The following is a 16795-nucleotide window of genomic DNA, read 5'->3' on the forward strand; positions in this document are numbered from 1 at the left end:
GTTTTCTAGTCTTGCCATGCCTGGAAGGCATACTGGAGGACGTGGAACTGAGGACCCTGCGGTACTTCGTGGCCGTCGCCGAGCACGGCTCGGTCAGCGCCGCCGCGGCCGCCGTGCACGTGACGCAGCCCGCGTTGTCCCGGCAGGTGCGGCAGCTGGAGCGCGAGCTGCGGCTGGAGTTGTTCGAGCGGCACGGGAACCGGCTCGCGCTCACCGCCGCGGGCGCGCAGTTCCTGCCCGTGGCGCGGGACGTCCTGCAGCGCGCCGACGACGCCCTGTCCGCCGCGGAGGCCTTCGCCGCCGGCCACCTCGTGCGGCTCACGATCGCCGCCCCGACCACGACGCTGACCGACCTGATCGCGCCGTTCCTGGCGACCTTCGGGCCGGACGACCCGCTGCCCACGGTCGTCGAGAACAGGGGAACGGCGGCGCTGCACCACGGCGCGGACCTGGCGATCGTGACGCAGCCGCCGGAGTCGGGCTGGAGCAGTTACGCGGTCGCCGTGATGCCGCTGTTCGCGTACGTGCCGCCCGGCCACCGCTGGGCGGGGCAGGCCGCGGTGCCGCTCGCGGAGCTGGCGCGCGAAACCCTCGTGGTGCTGGACCCGTCGTTCCGGCCGAGGCAGTTGTTGCAGGAGGCGCTCGCGGCCGAGGGGCTGACCACGCCGGAGCTCGTCGAATGCGGCAACGCCCAGGTGGCGCAAGCGCTTGCGGCAGCGGGCCGGGGCGCGGCGGTGGTGTCGGACGACCCGCGCTTCGGGCTGCACGGCATGCGGATCCGGTGTGCGGACGGGCCGCTGCGGATGGCGTTGTTCGCGGCATGGTCGCCGACGCACCACGCGGCGGCTTCGCTGGCCGCACTGGCGCGGCGGCTGCGGGCGTTCAGCGCGGAGCTGTACGGGGACGAGGTGTTGCCGGCCGGTTGAGGGGGCTTGCGCATCGGCCGCCTGCGGGGCGGGCTCGCGCCACGGAACTCGCCTTGCTGGTACCTGACGTCCGGGGCCTGTTCCAGATGATCACCGCCGGTGCCCGGCTCTTCGGAGACCTCGCGGCCGAGGTCGAGATCCGCAACGAGGCGCGCGTCCACCTCTGGTACGAAGACCGCTTCGGCGTGCCGTGCGAGCCCTATTCCTCCACCGAGGCGGCCATCGACTACTTCGCCCACTCCTCGCTCACGACACTGGGGCCGCTCCCGGCGCTGGAGGACCGGTTCCCGTCGTCTGCCCCTCAACCCCGGCGGCACTCCGCGAGATCGGTGTACAGGGACGCGCGCGAGATGCCGAGCCGGGCGGCGATGCGCGGAGCCGCGCCGCGCACGGCGAACACGCCCCGCTCGTCCAGCGCCTTGAGCAGCCGCAGGCGTTCGCGGCGCTGCAGGCTGTCGACGGGCTTGGCCAGCGCCAGTTCCTCCGCCCGCACCACCGCGTCGACGACCTCGTCGAAATCGTCCGTGAACGTCGTCGCCGGGATGGTGGCCGGGGCCAGGCCCGCGAGGTCCGCCAGCAGGTCCCCGGCCTGGCGCAGCGCCGTCACGTCGAGGTTCACGCACAGCGCCCCGAACACGCGCCCCTCCCCGTCGCGCAGCGGCAGCGTGGACGACTTGATCACGCGTCCCGACTCGGTGCGCGTGACGTAGTTCAGCTCGGGCTCCGCCGCGTCACCGCGGGCGAGCATCCGCAGCCCGATCTCGCTCGTCGCGCCACCGACGTGCCTGCCGGTCACCTCGCCCGCGACGGCGACGACCGACCGGTCGCCGAGCCGGTGGTCGTGCAGCACCACCTCGCACGAGCGGCCGAACGTCGCGGCCAGCCCCGGTACCAGCCCCTTGAGCGCGTCGAGGATCGCGTCCGCCGTCTCCACCCGGTCAGTCTAGAGACCGGACACTTTGTCCAGAAGCGGGTTTCACGGCACCCTGCCGACCCCGGCCAGCCCTACCCGGCGCGGCACGTCCTCCTCGTCCGGCACGTAGTCCGGGTCGTCGGGACGCCAGTCCGGCACGGCCACCAGCCCCGGCTCGACGAGCTCCAGCCCGGCGAAGAACGCGGCGATCTGCCCGGGTTCGCGGATCGCCAGGTTCTCCGCCACCGTGCTGTTGTAGACGTGCCTGGTCTCCCGCTGGAGGTTGCCCGCCCGGCCCTCGGCACGCACGAGGTGGCTGAGCGCGAAGTAACTGCCGGACGTGAGCCGCGACAGGTAGCGCCGCACCAGGTCCAGCGCCTGCGCGTCGTCGGGGACGAAGTGCAGCACCGAGATCATCAGCACCGCCACCGGCCGCGAGAAGTCCAGCAGGCCCGTCACCTCCGGTGAACCCAGCACCACGTCGGGCTCCCGCAGATCGGCCAGCAACGCGGTGGCGTCCGGGTTGTCGCTCAGGATCCGCTGCCCCAGCTCCACGGCGTCGCGCTCGTAGTCGACGTACACCACGCGCGCGCCGGGCGCCTCGGCCTGCGCGATCTCGTGCACGTTGCCCACGGTCGGGATGCCGGAACCGAGGTCGAGGAACTGCCGCACGCCCGCACCGGTCAGGAAGCGCACCACCCGGCCGAGGAACTCGCGGTTGTAGCGCGCGCCGACCGCGGCGAGCGGGAACGAGCGCACCATGTGCGCGGCCGCCTCGCGGTCCACCGCGCTGTTGTGCGTACCGCCCAGCATGTAGTCGTAGACGCGGGCCGCCGTGGCGACCGGGCGCTCCGGGCTTTCGGGCATCGTCACTCCTTCGCCGCGCCGCGGAAGTCCCGGCGCACCTCGCGCAGGAACCGCCGGGTCGCTTCGGGGCTGAGGGCCGCGGTGGTCGCCGCGAACCAGAGTCGTTCGTAGGGCTCGACGTTGTCGTCGGGGACGACGCGCGCGCCCTGCATCGTGTACGCGAAGTCGAGGTGCTGCTGGAACCGGCCGAGCACGCCCGGTGCCGGCAGCCGCAGCAGGGCGAACCGCTCCAGCGCGGTCTCCACGACGAGACCGGGCACCGGCGTGAACGGCACGAGCTGCAGCGTGATGTTCGGCCGCGCGGACAGCCGCAGCAGGTGGTCGATCTGGTCGGCCATGACGGAATGGTCGCCGTGTATTCGGCGGACACACGATTCACTGAGCAGTGCGTAGACTTCCGGCGGTTCCGCGCGGGCCAGGACGCGCTGGCGGTCGAGAATGGCGGTCACCGATTCCTCGTCCGGCCGGCCGGCGCGGACGTACGATTCACACTGCAAAAGCGGCGGAATGCGTTCGACGCCCACGAGCCGGATGAGTTCGGCGTCCTCTTCGAGATCGACGTACTGCCGGAAATGCTCCGGGTGCACCGCCCGCGCGCCGCGCCACCGGCCGCGTTGCGAGGTGCCGCTGTTGAGCTGGAGCGCCAGCTCCAGCGTGACGCCGTTGGGCGCGCCGTACGCGCCGAGCAGCGCGTGGAGATCGTCCTCGCTGATCCCGCCGTCGCCGTTCTCCAGCCGGGTGATCTTGTTCTGCACGCTGCGCCTGCTCGTGTCCGGCCAGATCATCGCCCCCACCTCCTCCTGGGTCAGCCCGCGCCGTTCGCGCAGGTGCCGCAGCAACGCGGCGAGCTGGAACCTGCGGCCGGTCGGGGTCCTGGCCACCGGGGGAACTGTCACGCGGTGTTCTTCCGATCAGTGAGACGGGGAGCAGAATTGTAGGCCGGAATTCGCGGGGAAATCCAGCGTCCATTCGTGGGGGCGCGGAACTCGCCCCCGGGAAGCGGATTTCGCACCGGCCTTTTCGGGGTTACCATCAACCGTGCTCAGCCGGGCCTGGCCGCGGACGTTGCGCTGGCGGGTGCACGCGCTCGTCGGCGGCCTGCTGTTGCTCCTCCTCGTGACGGCCGCCGCCACCACCGCGTCCTGGCTCTACGCCACGTCGCTGGGCGCGCACGTCCGGACCTCGTTGCGGCCGGCCCAGCAGGCGGTCGCAGCGCTGAGCAAGGACCACGTCGACATGGAGACCGGTGTCCGCGGCTTCCTGCTGACCGGGGACGAGCAGTTCCTCGCGCCCTACGACTCCGGGCTGGCCGACCGGGACCGGCGCGAGGCGAGCCTGCGCGCCCTGCTGTCGTTCGACGAGCCGTCCCTGCGGTTGGTCGATGAGGTGGCCGCGGCGAGCGACGCCTGGCTCGACCGGTCGATCAGGCCGGCGGTGGCCGCCGTGCGGGCCGGGCCGGTGGACCAGCAGACGATCCGGCAGCTTTCCTTGCACGGCAAGGCGGACTTCGACGTCCTGGGGGCGCGGCTCGCCGCGCTGCAGAGCCACATCGACGAGCTCACGGCGGCCGGGCTGCAGCAGAGCGTGGGAGCGCAGAACCGGGCGACGGTCGTGACCGGGGTGTGCGCCGCGCTCGCGCTCGTCCTCGGCGCCGTGACCGTCCTGCTGCTGCGCACCTCGCTGGACGCCCCGCTGCGGCGGTTGCTCGCGCAGGTCAGGGGAGTCGCGGACGGCGATCTCGACCAGCGGGTCGACGGGAGCGGCCCGCAGGAGGTCGCCGAGCTGGGCGCGGCGGTGGAGGGCATGCGGGTGCGCATCCGCGGCGAGATCGGCCGGGCCGGTGAAGCGGCCGCACAGGTCGTGCGCCTGGAGGAGACCGACCGGATCGCGCGGGAGCTGGGTGACACCGTGCTCAAGAACCTGTTCGGCCTCGGGCTGACCCTGCAGTCGGCGAGCGCGCGGTTTCCCGTGGCGCAGCCGGTGTTCACCCGCGCCATCGCCGACCTCGACCAGGCGATCAACCAGCTGCGTTCGGCGTTGTACGGGCACCTGCCGTCGCCGGACCGGCCGTCGCTCGGCCTCGCCGTGCAGGCGCTGGTCGGCGAGCTGGAGTCCGGGGCCGGCGTCGTGCCGGAGCTGGAGCTGTCCGGGGACCTGGACCGGGAGCTGCCGGACGAGGTGGTCACGGAGGCGCTGGAGGTCCTGCACGAGGCGCTCGGCGCGTTCGTCGGGCACGACGGTCCCGTGCGGATCGGGCTCGCGCGCACCGACGGGTACCTGACGCTGCACGTGAGCGGGCCCGCCCCCGGCACGCCCGAGGGGTTGCGGACGTTGCGGGAGCGGGCCCGGGACCAGCTGGAGATCGCCTACGAGGGCGACCGGGTGATCATCGACTGGGAGGTGCCGGCGTAACCGTGCCGGGCGAGGCGCTCGGTCAGGTCCGCGCAGGGCGGGAAGTTCGGCGGTTCGAGCTGCCCCGGCTGCTTGTCGGCGAGCAGGTCGCGGAGGAAGCCGACCACCGCGCTCGGTGGCGGGACGACCTCGCCGCCGAGGTAGGCGACGACGATGACGTCCTCCCCGCTGTGGGTCTCGATCGCGGCGGCCCAGCCCTGGTTGTCCTCCCAGAGGAGGGCGAGGTCGCGGTCGGGGAAGTTGGGCAGGCGCTCGTCGAGCGCGATGTAGGCGCTGGCAGGCCGTCCGGTCATGGCACACGTGGATTCCGGTGGCACCCCGAGCGCGTCCGCCACCACGGCGATGTAGGCCTGCAGGGCCGATTCGGCAGCGTCCCAACCGTAGATGTCCACGATCACCCTCGCTTCCTTCGGTATTCCCTCGGAAGGAGTACCCCCGATTCGGCGATCGAATCGTTCTCGCGGGAGGAATCTGGGCGGCTTGTGCCGGGAAAGTACGCTGGGGGCATGCGGCGTACGGGCGTCTCCTCCGCGGGACGCGGCTTCGGCCCCCACGACCACCTGTGCTGGGGCTACGACGACCCGGCGGACTTCCACGCCCGGGCCGTCGAGTTCCTCGCCGACGGGGTGTCACTCGGCTTGAAGACCAGCTTCGTGGCGCCCGGTGACGCCGGCGGGCTGACGGAGGAACTGAGCCGGTCGGCACCGCTCGCCAAGGCGCTGCGCGAGGGCTCCCTGACGATCGAGTCGCTCGACGGCGTGTACGGCGAGGACGAGGTGGTGGACCCGGAAACGCAGGTCGCGACCTACGCCGCCGCCACGGAGGCGGCGCTCGCCGAGGGGTACCGCGGCTACCGGGTGGCGGCGGAGGCCACCGGGCTCGTCCGCACACCCGCGCGGCTGGCGCGGTTCACCCGGTACGAGCACCGCATCGACCGCTACATGGCGGCCCACCCGTTCTCCGCGATGTGCGGCTACGACCAGCGGGAACTCGACGAAGCCGCGATCGTCCAGCTGGCGAGCCTGCACCCCGCGGCGAGCCCGGGCGCCACACCGTTCCGCCTGCACCCGGACTCCGACGGCGTGCTGAGCCTCAGCGGCGAACTCGACCACGGCACCGTCGGACCGTTCACGCTCGCGTTGGAGCGGGCGCAGCTGCTGCCCGAGGCGGGACGGCGGGTGCTGATCGACGGCCGCGGCCTGGAGTTCACCGACCACCGCAACCTCCTGGCGCTGTCCGACGCGGCGGTCAGGCAGGACGTGACCGTGGTCCTGCGCACGGGCTGCCCGTCCGCGCGGCGCCTGCTCGAACTGTTCGAGGTGCCCGGCGTGACACTGGAGCGGGCCGCATGAGATCGGGCGCCGCCGCGGGGCACACCGGCTACTACCACGAAACCGCCTTCTACTCCTCCGACCAGGAGCTGCTCGACGTCGTCGTGCCGTTCCTGGAGGACGGGCTCGCCGCGGGGGAGCCGGTGCTGGTCGCGTTCGGCCCGGTCAACCAGCGGCTGCTGACCTCCGCCATGGACACCTCGAAGCTGACCGTCATCGCCGGGGAGGAGCAGTACCTGCGCCCGGCGTCGGCGATCCGGCGGTACCGCGAGCTGTTCGCGCGGTACGTCGAGCAGGGCGTGTCGCAGATCCGCGTGGTGGGCGACGTCCCGCACCCCGGGGTCGGCGAGCCGTGGGACTGGTGGGCCCGCTACGAGGCGGTGGTCAACCACGCCTACGACGACTTCCCGCTGTGGGGCCTGTGCCCGTACGACGTCCGCATCACGCCGGAACACGTACTGGCCGACGTCGCTCGCACCCACCCGCACGTCGCCACGCCGGACGGCGGCCACCTGGACAACGACGGCTACCGGGACCCGGCGGGTTTCCTGCCCACCTGGCGGGACGCGCCGCGGCCCGGCCCCGAACCGGGGCCGCCGTCCGCCGAGCTGGTCGGTCCGACGGCCGCGGACGCGCGCCGCGTCGTGCGGGCCGCGCTCGCGGGCACGGGGATCGACGCCGACCGCGCCGAGGACTTCGTGATGGCCGTGAGCGAGGCCGTCACGAACGCCTCCGTGCACGGGAAACCGCCGGTTCGCCTGAGGATCTGGCCCGGCGACGACCGCGCGGTCGCGACGGTGACCGACGGCGGCGAGGGCCCCGTCGATCCGTTCGCGGGCCTGCTCGCCACGGCGGAGACCCGGTCGGCGGGCGTGGGCCTGTGGATGGCGCACCAGATCTGCCGCCACGTCTCCCTCTACCGCGACGAAGAGGGGTTCACCGTCCGGCTGGTGTGCTGAGCGGCGTCAGCAGCCGGTGCGCCGGGCGGAGCGCCCGGTCGACCGGGTCCTCGGGCTCGGCGGGCTCGCCGGGGCCGGGGCGGTACTCGACGTCGGTCACCGGCGGCACCGTGCCGCAGCCGGCGCAGAACCCACCGCGGGACAGCACGCTGCCGCAGTCGACGTGCACGTACAGCGCGCGCGGGCCGTTCGGCGCCTGGTGGGTGTTGCCCCAGTCGTTGAGCGCGTGCAGCGTCGGCCACAGGTCCAGACCGGTGGCCGTCAGCCGGTACTCCGGCCGCCCCGGCCGGTGCTCGGCGCGGTCCAGCACGCCGGCCGCGACCAGCCGGTCGAGCCGCACCGTGAGCACCGCCTTGGGGATCGCCAGGTGCCGGTAGAGGTCGGTGAACCGCCGCACGCCGAAGAACAGGTCCCGCAGGATCAGCAACGTCCAGCGCTCGCCGACGATCTCCAGCGTGCGCGCGATCGAGCACTCCTGCCCGGTGTAGTCGGACTTCAGGGCCATGACCCCAGCGTAACGGCGGGTTCGGTGAGCAGACCGGCTCCCGGGCGGCGTCGGCCGGGAGCGGTCAGGGCTTGCGGCCCACGACGCCCGCGATGCAGCGGGCCGCCTTGCTGAGCGGGGTCAGCCGGGGGCCGTCCGGCCACCACTCGTCACAGGCCACCAGGCCGGGGTCCGTCGTCGCGTTGGGCTTGACGATCTCCAGCCCCGGCAGCATCGCGAGGATCTCGTCCCGCGTGCGGAACCGGCCCGCCCCCATCGGCCCGTGCACGAGGATGTCCTCGATCCGCTTGGCCACCTCGGTCAGCTCCGGCACCTGCGGGTCGTAGAAGTGCGAGAACACCACGTACGAACCCGGCGCGAGCGCGTCGATGTACTCCCGCATCACCTCGGGCCCGCCGTCGCCCTCCAGGTGGTGCAGCGTGCCCACGTGCAGCAGCACCAGCGGCTGGGCGAAGTCCAGGTGCCGGCGCACGACCTCGTGCCCCAGCACGGTCGAGGGCGTGAAGATGTCCGCCTCGACCATGTGGACGTTCTCGTTCTCCTCGAGCAGCGCCCGCCCGTGCGCGAGCACGACCGGGTCGTTGTCCACGTAGACCACCCGAGAGTCCGGGTTGCTGCGCTGCACGATCTGGTGGGTGTTCTCCGCGGTCGGCAGGCCCGAGCCGCAGTCCAGGTACTGGTCGATCTTCGTCTGCGTGGCGAGGAACCGGCAGGCGCGGTTGAGGAACCCCCGGTTGCCCCTGGCGATGTCCACCGCCTCGGGCACCGCCTCGTTGATCTTGCGCATCACCGCCCGGTCCACCTCGTAGTGGTCCTTGCCACCGAGGAACCCGTCGTAGATACGGGCGATGCTCGGCCTGGTCGGGTCGACCCCGACCGGGACCTGGCTCGGTGAGGTGGGCGGCGCACCGGTCATGACTGCCTCGCAGGACGTTCGCGTTCGACGCTGGACGTACTGAGAGTAGTGGCCCGTGACACACCCCAGGAAGGGGCCGTCCGGTGTGCTCAGATCAGGCCGTTGCGCAGGGCGTACGAGACGGCGTGGGTCCGGTTGCGCAGCCCCAGGCGCGTGGTCAGCTTGTGCAGGATGTTCTTCACGGTGCGTTCCGAGTACGACATCTCCGCCGCGATCTCCGCGGTGTCCTGGCCCTGCGCGAGCAGCCGCAGCACCGTGGTCTCCCGCGTGGACAGGCCGGTGGGCGTCAGCTCGTTCGGCACCAGCACGTCGCGGTGCAGCCGCGCCATGCCCTGCAGCACCTGCCCCAGCTGTTCCGGTGGCAGGTAGCCGAAGCCGCGGGCGGCGTCGGCGACGGCCTTGCGCAGCCGTTCCGGCGTCACCTCCTTGCGGGGCACGAGCACGACGAGGCCGCTCTCGATCGCCTTCCACAGTTCGGCGGGCTGGGGCGGGTCGGCGACGAGTACGAGCCGGGTGTGGCGGGCGGTCTCGCCGACCAGGTAGGGCAGCGTGCGGAGGTCGTCGGCGACGGCCACCAGCACCCCGGCCTGCCTCGGGTCGCCGTCGGCGAGCCGCAGCCCCGGCTGGGTGCGCAGCACGCTGAGCAGTCCGGTGCGCAGCAGCGGGTCGGTGGCGAGCACGCCGACCGAGACCGCTCGGGTCGCGGGTGCGCTCGAGTGTGCCCTCGGAGTCAGCGAAGAGCCGGTGTCCTCCATCCGGGCGATACTGATTGACATGGCGCCAGGAAACCGCGAAGAAGGGTAGTCGGCCAGGAAGAACGACCAGCAGTTTTTCGCCTCCGCTACTTCTGCCGGTTTAATGGTCGCCGGTGAACGAGACTCCCCCTGCCGACGAACCGGGCTTCGGCGAGCTGCTCCTGCGGCTGCGCCGCGCCTCGGGCCTGACCCAGGCCGACCTCGCGGAGGCGTCCGGGGTGAGCGTCCGCGCCCTGTCCGACCTGGAACGCGGCCGCGCCAGGGCCGCGCAGCGGCGCTCCACGGAGGCCCTCGCCGACGCGCTCGGCCTGACCGGTCCCGAGCGGAGCCGCTTCCTGGAGCTGGCGCGCCAGGGCAGGCAGCGCGGGGCCCGCCCCGTCCCGCTGCCGCCCGCGGTCGCGCCGCTGCCGAGCGCGGTGCCGGATCTCGTCGGCCGCACCGCCGAGCTGGAGCGGTTGCGTGCGGCGGCGCTGGACGCCGCGCGGACGCCCGGGGGAGTGGTCGTCTCCGTCGTCGGGCACCCCGGCGTCGGCAAGACCGCGCTCGCCGCGACGGCCGCGTACGCGTTGCGGGAGGAGTTCCCCGACGGGTGCTTCTCGGTGGACCTGCGGGGGATGGACGACCAGCCGGTCGCTCCCCGGGCGGCGCTCGACCTCCTGCTGCGCGCGCTCGGTGTGCCGGTGGAGCAGATCCCGGTCACCGTCGAGGAGCAGACGGCCCTGTTCCGCTCGCTGCTGTCCGGGCGGCGCACGATGATCCTGCTCGACAACGCCGCCGACGAGACCCAGCTGCGCCCGCTGCTCGCCCGCACCACCGGCTGCCTCACCGTGATCACCTGCCGCCGGGCGCTCGTGGGGCTGGAGTCGGGGCGGTGGATCTGGCTCACCGCGCTCAGCCAGGACGACGCGGCCTCGCTCGTCGGCACGATCATCGGGCACGAGCGCACGCGCGCCGAACCCGAGGCCGTCGCGGAGCTGGCGGAGCTGTGCGGGAACCTGCCGCTGGCGGTGCGGATCGCGGGCAACCGGCTGGCCAGCCGTCCACATTGGACGATCGAGCACCTGGTCACGCTGCTGCGGGACGAGCGCACCCGCCTCGCCGCGCTGTCGGCGGGAGACCTGCGCGTGCGCTCGGCGTTCGCGATGTCGCACCGGCGGCTGACCGGCGAGGCGCGGCTGGTGTTCCAGCGGCTGGCGCTGATCCCCGGCCCGGCGTTCGGCGTCGAGCTGGCCGCGATCGCCACCGGGCTGCCCGAGCCCAGGGTGCGCCTGTACATCGACGAGCTGGTCGACGCGAACCTCCTGCAGGCCGGCGCCCAGGACGGCCGGTACTCCTACCACGACCTGATCAGGCTGTTCGCCCGCGAGCGGCTGGAGGCGGAGGAGGACCCGGACGACCTCGCGAAGGTGCGCACCGCCGTGGTGAGCTACCTGCTGGACACCGCCATGGTCGCCGCCTCGTTGCTGCACCCCGAGGCCACGAAGGGCAACCCGCGGTTCCCGGCACGGGAGGACGCGGTGCGGTGGCTGGACGGCGAGGCCGCGAACTGGCTCGCCGCGCAACGGCTCGCCGCCCGCGACGGCGACCACCGCCGCGTCGTGGGGCTGGCCGAGGCGATGCACTGGTACTCCGACGTCCGCCAGCAGCACCACCCGTGGGACCAGGTGTTCGAGCTCGGGCTGACCGCCGCCCGCGCGCTGGGCGACCGGCACGCGGAGGCGAAGCTGCTGAACTTCGTCGGCTGGGCGCGGTACCTGCTGATGGACGACCACGAGGGCGGGTACGCCGCGCACCGCGAGGCGCTGGCCCTCGCGCGGGAGATCGGCGACTCCGTGGAGGAGACCTGGGCGCAGGGGTACCTGGGCGCCGTGCTCATGCGGCTCGGCAGGCCGGAGGAGGCGCTCGAGCACAGCAGGGTCGCCGCCGTCGCGCGCGGGCTCGGGTTCTGGGCTGGCCAGGCCCCGCTCCGCAACGTGCTCGGGCAAGTCCTGACCGCGGCGGGGCGACCGGAGGAGGCGCTGGCGGTGCACCGCGCGGTGCTCGCGGACGGCGAGCTGCAGCGTTCCGAGGCCAACCCCGAGACCTACCGGTTCCTGCGCTCGCTGACGTTCCGCTTCATGGGCAACGCGCACGTGAAACTGGGGGAGTGGGCCGAAGCGGCCCGCGCCTACCGCACCGAGCGCGCCCTGTTCGACGAGGCGCAGGCGCCGATGGACGCGGCCGAGGCCGGGCTGCGGGAAGGCAGGGCGTGGCGCGAGGCGGGCGAGTACGAACCCGCCGTGCGGTGCCTGCGTGCGGCGCTCACCGCCTTCACCGAACCGTTCAGCCGGTGGTCGCGGGCGCAGACGCTGGCCGAACTGGCCTCGGTGCTCGAACTGGCGGGTGACGCCGAGGCCTCGCGGGAGTACCGTGAGGAGGCTGCCGTCCTGTGTGGACAGGTCGGCACCGAGGCCGCGGAACGGCTCGCCGCGGAGCTGGCGGGCGCCTGAGGCCCTTCGGGCATTCCTGCCGTCCGATCAGGAAGACGGATGCGCGGGGCGTTCCCCCATCCGGCCGTATCGGCATACTGGCTTCGCCACGGGGGAGCACGGCACATTCCGACCATCTCGTCGCGTGCTCCAACCCTACCTTTTTTCAGGCGGAGGAACGATGTCTGCAACACGAATCAGCCGCGTCCTGGTGCTGGCGGCCGCGGCCTCGCTGGCGCTCGGAGCGTGTGCCGCGCGCGACAGCGGGGGCTCGGGCTCGGACGGCAACACGTCCGCCGCGGCACCTTCGCTCGCGGCCAACGCCGCGAACCCGGCGGGTGACGGCAAGGCCGTCTGCTCGGGCGTGTCGATCGCCTACATCGGCACGATCAACGGCAACAGCGCCGCGTTCGGGCAGAACTCGCTGCGTGGCATCGACCTCGCCGTGAAGCAGCACAACCAGGCCAACCCGAACTGCCAGGTCACGCTGAAGAAGTTCGACAGCGAGGGCAAGCCCGACAAGGCACCGGGTGTGGTCAACCAGGCCATCGCCGAGCCCGACATCCTCGGTGTCGCCGGCCTGCCGTTCTCGGGCGAGTCGAAGGCCGTGGGCAACCTGTTCAACCAGGCCGGCCTCGTGAGCGTGACGCCGATCGCGACGAACCCCGACCTCACCAAGAAGGGCTGGAAGACGTTCTTCCGTGGCGTCGGCAACGACTCGGTGCAGGGCCCCGCCGCCGTCAAGCTGATGACGGAGACGTTGAAGGCGAACAAGATCTGCGTCGTCGAGGACGACTCGGAGTACGGAATCGGCCTCGCCGCCCAGGTCACCCAGGCGCTGGGCAGCAAGGCTTCGTGCACCGACAAGGTGAAGACCGGGCAGACCGACTTCTCCGCCGTGGTCAACAAGATGTCCTCGGAGAACCCGGACGCGATCTTCTACGCGGGCTACTACCCCGAGGCCGCACCGTTCGCGCAGCAGCTCAACGACAAGGGTGTCACCGCGAAGTTCGTGGCCCCCGACGGCGTGAAGGACCCGGAGTTCCTCAAGGGCGCCGGTGCGGGCGCGAACAACGCCTACTTCACCTGCCCGTGCGTGCCGGAGGACAACTTCAAGGACTTCACCGCCGCCTTCAAGCAGGTCGAGGGTGCCGACCCGGGCACCTACTCCCCGGAGAGCTACGACGTGGCGACGATTCTGCTCAAGGGGATCGATTCGGGCGTCAAGGACCGTGCGGGCCTGCTGAACTTCGTCAAGAACTACGACGGCCAGGGCCTGACCAAGCACTACAAGTGGGACGCGACCGGTGAGCTGACCGAGACTCCCGTGTGGAGCTACCGCGTGCAGAACGGCAAGATCGTCAACAACGGCCAGCTGAGCTGACCGCTCCTCGCCCGGGAACCCGCAGATGAACGCGTTCTCCACAGACAGCTGGATCCAGTTCGACGTGCCGGGGCTGGCCGAGCAGTTCTGGAACAACACCGTCGACGGCCTGGCGCAGGGCGGTATCTACGCCCTCATCGCGCTCGGCTACACCCTGGTGTACGGGGTGCTCAAACTGATCAACTTCGCGCACTCGGAAGTGTTCGTGGTCGGGGCGTTCGCCACCTGGATCACGTTCTGGCTGCTGGGTTTCCGGGCGGGGACCACACCTGAGCTGCCCCTGCTCGAGGTCATCGGGTTCCTGCTCGTCGCGTGCGTCGCCGCGATGGCGGCGTCGGGGGCGACGGCCGTCGCGCTCGAACGGGTCGCCTACCGGCCGTTGCGCAAGCGGAACGCGCCGCGGCTGGTCTTCCTGATCACCGCGATCGGTGCCTCCTTCGCGATCCAGCAGACGCTGAAGCTGATCTTCGGGTTGAACCAGCAGCCCCAGATCCGCCTGCTGCAGCCCCAGCCGCTGTTCCGCGTGTTCGGCGCGGTCGTCACGAACATCCACCTGGTGCTGTTCCTCGCGGCGGTCCTGCTGTGGTTCGTGGCGGACTACTTCGTGAACAAGACCCGGCTGGGCCGCGGGATCCGTGCTGTTGCGCAGGATCCGGACACCGCGACGCTGATGGGGGTGAACAAGGAACGCGTGATCGTGGTGACGTTCCTGGTCGGTGGTCTGCTGGCGGGTGCGGCGGCGTTGTTCTACATGATGAAGATCCCGCAGGGTGCGATCTACAACGGCGGTTTCCTGTTGGGTATCAAGGCGTTCACGGCCGCGGTGCTCGGCGGTATCGGCAACCTGCGTGGTGCGCTGCTGGGTGGTTTCGTGCTCGGGCTGGTCGAGAACTACGGGCAGTCCCTGTTCGGCGGGGAGTGGAAGGACATCGTGGCGTTCGTGGTGCTGGTGATCGTGCTGATGTTCCGCCCGACCGGGATCCTGGGCGAGTCGCTGGGGAAGGCACGGGTATGAGCATCAGGGAGCGCTGGAACAGCCTGTCCCGGCCGGCGCAGTGGGGCATCCTGGTCCCGCTGCTGGCGTTGATCTACTTCCTGCCGGTGCTGAACCCGCCGATCATCGCGACGACCGGCACCGACTTCCCCACGGCGATGTTCGACGTGGCCCGCTACGCGCTGGTCGCGGTGGGGCTGAACGTGGTCGTCGGGCAGGCGGGCCTGCTGGACCTGGGTTACGTCGGCTTCTTCGCGGTGGGGGCGTACGTCGCGGCGTTGTTCACGTCGCCGAACTCCTCGCTGCACAAGCTGCCGTACCTGTGGACGCTGCCGCTGGCCATGGTGATCACGATGATCTTCGGGATCATCCTGGGCACGCCCACGTTGCGATTGCGGGGCGATTACCTCGCGATCGTGACCCTGGGCTTCGGGGAGATCATCCGGCTGCTGGCCGACAACGTCACGCCGCTGCGCGGCCAGTCCGGCTTCGAGCGGGTCGGGACGAACAACGCGGGGCAGCCGTTCTACGACAACGCCACCGCCTGGTACTGGCTCACGGTGACGATCATCGTGGGAATCCTGTTGCTGGTCGGGAACCTGGAACGCTCCCGGGTGGGGCGCGCGTGGGTCGCGATCCGCGAGGACGAGGACGTCGCCGAGATCATGGGGGTGGCGACGTACAAGTTCAAGATCTGGGCGTTCGTGATCGGCGCGGCGATCGGTGGGCTGTCCGGGGCGTTGTACGCGGGCAAGCTGGGTTTCGTGAACAACCAGTCGTTCGACGTGGTCACCTCGATGCTGTTCCTGGCGGCGGTCGTGCTGGGCGGCGCGGGGAACAAGGTGGGTGTGCTGCTGGGAGCGGTGGTGGTGGCGTACCTGCCGCTGCGGTTCGTGCAGATCGCCGAGTACAACTACCTGATCTTCGGGATCGCGTTGATCATCCTGATGATCTTCCGGCCGCAGGGGCTGCTCGGTGCCCGGCAACGGTTGCTGGCCAAGGGGCGGCAGGCGTACCAGCGCCTGATCGGCCGCGGTGAGCAGATCAGCGGGGACAGCGCGATGACGGAGACGCGATGAACGAGGACACCGAGATCCTGTACCACACGGGCGAACTCGACGCGCGGCTCCGGCACGAGGCGGAGGTCGCCGAGGCCGTCGCGCCGGACCGGCACATTTCCGCGCGCTTCGGGGAGACGTTGCTGCAGCTCACCGACGTGACGATGCGGTTCGGCGGGCTGACGGCGCTGGACCGCGTGTCCTTCGGCATCCGGCGTGGCGAGATCCTCGGCCTGATCGGGCCGAACGGCGCGGGTAAGACGACGTGCTTCAACGCGATGAGCGGTGTGTACCGGCCGACGTCGGGTCAGGTGCTGCTGGAGGGCAAGCCGCTGGGCAAGTCCTCGCGGCACGGCATCACGCAGCTCGGCATCGCCCGCACGTTCCAGAACATCCGGCTGTTCGGGGAGATGACCGCGCTGGAGAACGTGGTCGTCGGCGCGGACGCGCGTGCCAAGACGAGTGTGCTGGGGGCGTTGTTGCGCTTGCCACGGCACCACCGCGAGGAGCAGGAGGCGGTGGACCGGGCGATGGCGTTGCTGGAGTTCGTGGGCATCGCCGACCGCGCGGCGGACAAGGCGAAGAACCTGCCGTATGGCTACCAGCGTCGGCTGGAGATCGCGCGGGCGCTGGCGACCGAGCCGAAGCTGTTGTGCTTGGACGAGCCTGCGGCGGGGTTCAACCCGGCGGAGAAGGAAGAGCTGATGCAGCTCATCCGCAAGATCCGCGCCGACGGGTACACGGTGTTGTTGATCGAGCACGACATGAAACTCGTCATGGGCGTGACGGACCGGATCGTGGTGCTGGAGTTCGGGAAGAAGATCGCGGAGGGGCTGCCGGCGGAGATCCGGGAGAACCCGGCGGTGATCGCCGCGTACCTGGGGGTGCCTGACGATGACGTTGCTTGAGCTGTCCGGGGTTTCGGTGCACTACGGCCGCATCCAGGCGGTGTCGGAGCTGTCGATCACGGTGGGTCAGGGCGAGATCGTGGCCTTGATCGGCGCGAACGGCGCCGGCAAGTCCACCACGATGCGCGCGATCTCGGGTATCCGCCCGTTGTCGGCGGGTCGTATCACCTTCGCGGGCGAGGACATCACGCGGTTGCGGGCGGATCTGCGGGTGGTGCGGGGGATCTCGCAGGTGCCGGAGGGCCGGGGGGTGTTCCCGGGGATGACGGTGGCGGAGAACCTGGACATGGGCGCGTACGCGCGCAAGGACCGCAAGAACCTGGGTGCGGATCTGGAGCGGGTGTTCGCGTTGTTCCCGCGGTTGAAGGAGCGGCGGTCGCAGGCGGGGGGCACACTGTC

The 16795-nt window shown here is 71.4% G+C and carries 17 protein-coding genes and 1 pseudogene; 11 read left to right on the forward strand and 7 right to left on the reverse strand.

All coding sequences use genetic code 11. The features are described 5' to 3' along the window. Window positions 1–41 precede the first annotated feature (41 nt). Together BMZ92_RS32565 and BMZ92_RS38440 are read left to right on the forward strand one after the other, a co-directional pair. Window positions 42–926: a LysR family transcriptional regulator gene (locus BMZ92_RS32565; RefSeq protein ID WP_091515618.1), complete on the forward strand. Its 885-nt coding sequence runs from the start codon at window positions 42–44 to the stop codon at window positions 924–926. 86 nt (window positions 927–1012) lie between these two features. After that, a pseudogene (locus BMZ92_RS38440) lies at window positions 1013–1156 on the forward strand (nucleotidyltransferase family protein); the annotation flags it as partial. 71 nt (window positions 1157–1227) lie between these two features. Here BMZ92_RS38440 and BMZ92_RS32570 read toward each other — a convergent pair. The 3 genes from BMZ92_RS32570 to BMZ92_RS32580 are packed head-to-tail and all read right to left on the reverse strand — an operon-like array spanning window position 1228 to window position 3587. Beyond that, a complete protein-coding gene (locus BMZ92_RS32570; protein WP_091515619.1) occupies window positions 1228–1860 on the reverse strand; it encodes a helix-turn-helix transcriptional regulator in 633 nt (210 codons plus the stop codon). A gap of 42 nt (window positions 1861–1902) precedes the next feature. Beyond that, entirely contained in the window at window positions 1903–2706 is an 804-nt protein-coding gene (locus BMZ92_RS32575) for an SAM-dependent methyltransferase (RefSeq protein WP_091515622.1), read from the reverse strand. Window positions 2707–2708: 2 nt separating this feature from the next. Further along, a complete protein-coding gene (locus tag BMZ92_RS32580) occupies window positions 2709–3587 on the reverse strand; it encodes a helix-turn-helix domain-containing protein (RefSeq protein ID WP_177228970.1) in 879 nt (292 codons plus the stop codon). A 157-nt stretch (window positions 3588–3744) separates the two neighbouring features. Here BMZ92_RS32580 and BMZ92_RS32585 point away from each other — a divergent pair, with 157 nt between their 5' ends. Beyond that, the gene (locus BMZ92_RS32585; RefSeq protein ID WP_091515627.1) at window positions 3745–5118 is read left to right on the forward strand and encodes a sensor histidine kinase; all 1374 of its coding nucleotides are present in this window, start codon (window positions 3745–3747) and stop codon (window positions 5116–5118) included. On the opposite strand, the gene BMZ92_RS32590 is transcribed toward BMZ92_RS32585, so the two are convergent. Next, window positions 5073–5516 (reverse strand): DUF6292 family protein, encoded by a 444-nt coding sequence (locus tag BMZ92_RS32590; RefSeq protein WP_177228971.1) that lies wholly within the window; start codon window positions 5514–5516, stop codon window positions 5073–5075. The genes BMZ92_RS32585 and BMZ92_RS32590 overlap by 46 nt on opposite strands. A 108-nt stretch (window positions 5517–5624) precedes the next feature. Between BMZ92_RS32590 and BMZ92_RS32595 the strand changes: the two genes are divergently transcribed. Further along, a complete protein-coding gene (locus BMZ92_RS32595; RefSeq protein ID WP_091515630.1) occupies window positions 5625–6470 on the forward strand; it encodes an MEDS domain-containing protein in 846 nt (281 codons plus the stop codon). Further along, a complete protein-coding gene (locus tag BMZ92_RS32600; RefSeq protein ID WP_091515631.1) occupies window positions 6467–7408 on the forward strand; it encodes a sensor histidine kinase in 942 nt (313 codons plus the stop codon). The genes BMZ92_RS32595 and BMZ92_RS32600 overlap by 4 nt, the downstream gene beginning before the upstream one ends. Here BMZ92_RS32600 and BMZ92_RS32605 read toward each other — a convergent pair. From BMZ92_RS32605 to BMZ92_RS32615, 3 genes are all read right to left on the reverse strand, one after another. Next, the gene (locus tag BMZ92_RS32605) at window positions 7386–7913 is read right to left on the reverse strand and encodes a winged helix-turn-helix transcriptional regulator (protein ID WP_091515634.1); all 528 of its coding nucleotides are present in this window, start codon (window positions 7911–7913) and stop codon (window positions 7386–7388) included. The two genes, BMZ92_RS32600 and BMZ92_RS32605, sit on opposite strands and share 23 nt — an antisense overlap. Window positions 7914–7977: 64 nt before the next feature. Further along, complete coding sequence (locus tag BMZ92_RS32610; protein WP_091515637.1) at window positions 7978–8829, reverse strand: SAM-dependent methyltransferase; 852 nt, start codon at window positions 8827–8829, stop codon at window positions 7978–7980. Window positions 8830–8918: 89 nt separating this feature from the next. Beyond that, the gene (locus tag BMZ92_RS32615; RefSeq protein WP_245783396.1) at window positions 8919–9605 is read right to left on the reverse strand and encodes a helix-turn-helix transcriptional regulator; all 687 of its coding nucleotides are present in this window, start codon (window positions 9603–9605) and stop codon (window positions 8919–8921) included. Between the two features lie 92 nt (window positions 9606–9697). On the opposite strand from BMZ92_RS32615, the gene BMZ92_RS32620 reads away from it, so the two are divergent. The 6 genes from BMZ92_RS32620 to BMZ92_RS32645 form a co-directional block, all read left to right on the forward strand. After that, a complete protein-coding gene (locus BMZ92_RS32620) occupies window positions 9698–12073 on the forward strand; it encodes a helix-turn-helix domain-containing protein (RefSeq protein WP_091515642.1) in 2376 nt (791 codons plus the stop codon). A gap of 160 nt (window positions 12074–12233) precedes the next feature. After that, entirely contained in the window at window positions 12234–13436 is a 1203-nt protein-coding gene (locus BMZ92_RS32625; protein WP_425425884.1) for a branched-chain amino acid ABC transporter substrate-binding protein, read from the forward strand. A 25-nt stretch (window positions 13437–13461) separates the two neighbouring features. Beyond that, on the forward strand, window positions 13462–14451 hold the full coding sequence (locus BMZ92_RS32630; protein ID WP_091515646.1) for a branched-chain amino acid ABC transporter permease: 990 nt from the start codon (window positions 13462–13464) through the stop codon (window positions 14449–14451). After that, window positions 14448–15509, forward strand: coding sequence for a branched-chain amino acid ABC transporter permease (locus BMZ92_RS32635; protein ID WP_091515648.1), 1062 nt, complete (start codon window positions 14448–14450; stop codon window positions 15507–15509). The genes BMZ92_RS32630 and BMZ92_RS32635 overlap by 4 nt, the downstream gene beginning before the upstream one ends. After that, a complete protein-coding gene (locus BMZ92_RS32640; RefSeq protein ID WP_091515650.1) occupies window positions 15506–16396 on the forward strand; it encodes an ABC transporter ATP-binding protein in 891 nt (296 codons plus the stop codon). Before BMZ92_RS32635 ends, BMZ92_RS32640 begins: the two co-directional genes overlap by 4 nt. Continuing rightward, the coding region (locus BMZ92_RS32645) for an ABC transporter ATP-binding protein (protein WP_143249999.1) at window positions 16383–16795 on the forward strand (413 nt) is incomplete at its 3' end. The genes BMZ92_RS32640 and BMZ92_RS32645, both read left to right, overlap by 14 nt.

Origin of the sequence: Amycolatopsis sacchari (assembly GCF_900114035.1) — a bacterium.
Classification (GTDB): domain Bacteria; phylum Actinomycetota; class Actinomycetes; order Mycobacteriales; family Pseudonocardiaceae; genus Amycolatopsis_E; species Amycolatopsis_E sacchari.

What these genes read in the sequence shown, in the direction of transcription:
- BMZ92_RS32575 (WP_091515622.1), bottom strand. Translation starts at nt 2,706, where the DNA reads ATGCCCGAAAGCCCGGAGCGCCCGGTCGCCACGGCGGCCCGCGTCTAC.
- BMZ92_RS32595 (WP_091515630.1), top strand. Translation starts at nt 5,625, where the DNA reads ATGCGGCGTACGGGCGTCTCCTCCGCGGGACGCGGCTTCGGCCCCCAC.
- BMZ92_RS32600 (WP_091515631.1), top strand. Translation starts at nt 6,467, where the DNA reads ATGAGATCGGGCGCCGCCGCGGGGCACACCGGCTACTACCACGAAACC.
- BMZ92_RS32605 (WP_091515634.1), bottom strand. Translation starts at nt 7,913, where the DNA reads ATGGCCCTGAAGTCCGACTACACCGGGCAGGAGTGCTCGATCGCGCGC.
- BMZ92_RS32610 (WP_091515637.1), bottom strand. Translation starts at nt 8,829, where the DNA reads ATGACCGGTGCGCCGCCCACCTCACCGAGCCAGGTCCCGGTCGGGGTC.
- BMZ92_RS32615 (WP_245783396.1), bottom strand. Translation starts at nt 9,605, where the DNA reads ATGTCAATCAGTATCGCCCGGATGGAGGACACCGGCTCTTCGCTGACT.
- BMZ92_RS32625 (WP_425425884.1), top strand. Translation starts at nt 12,234, where the DNA reads ATGTCTGCAACACGAATCAGCCGCGTCCTGGTGCTGGCGGCCGCGGCC.
- BMZ92_RS32630 (WP_091515646.1), top strand. Translation starts at nt 13,462, where the DNA reads ATGAACGCGTTCTCCACAGACAGCTGGATCCAGTTCGACGTGCCGGGG.
- BMZ92_RS32635 (WP_091515648.1), top strand. Translation starts at nt 14,448, where the DNA reads ATGAGCATCAGGGAGCGCTGGAACAGCCTGTCCCGGCCGGCGCAGTGG.
- BMZ92_RS32640 (WP_091515650.1), top strand. Translation starts at nt 15,506, where the DNA reads ATGAACGAGGACACCGAGATCCTGTACCACACGGGCGAACTCGACGCG.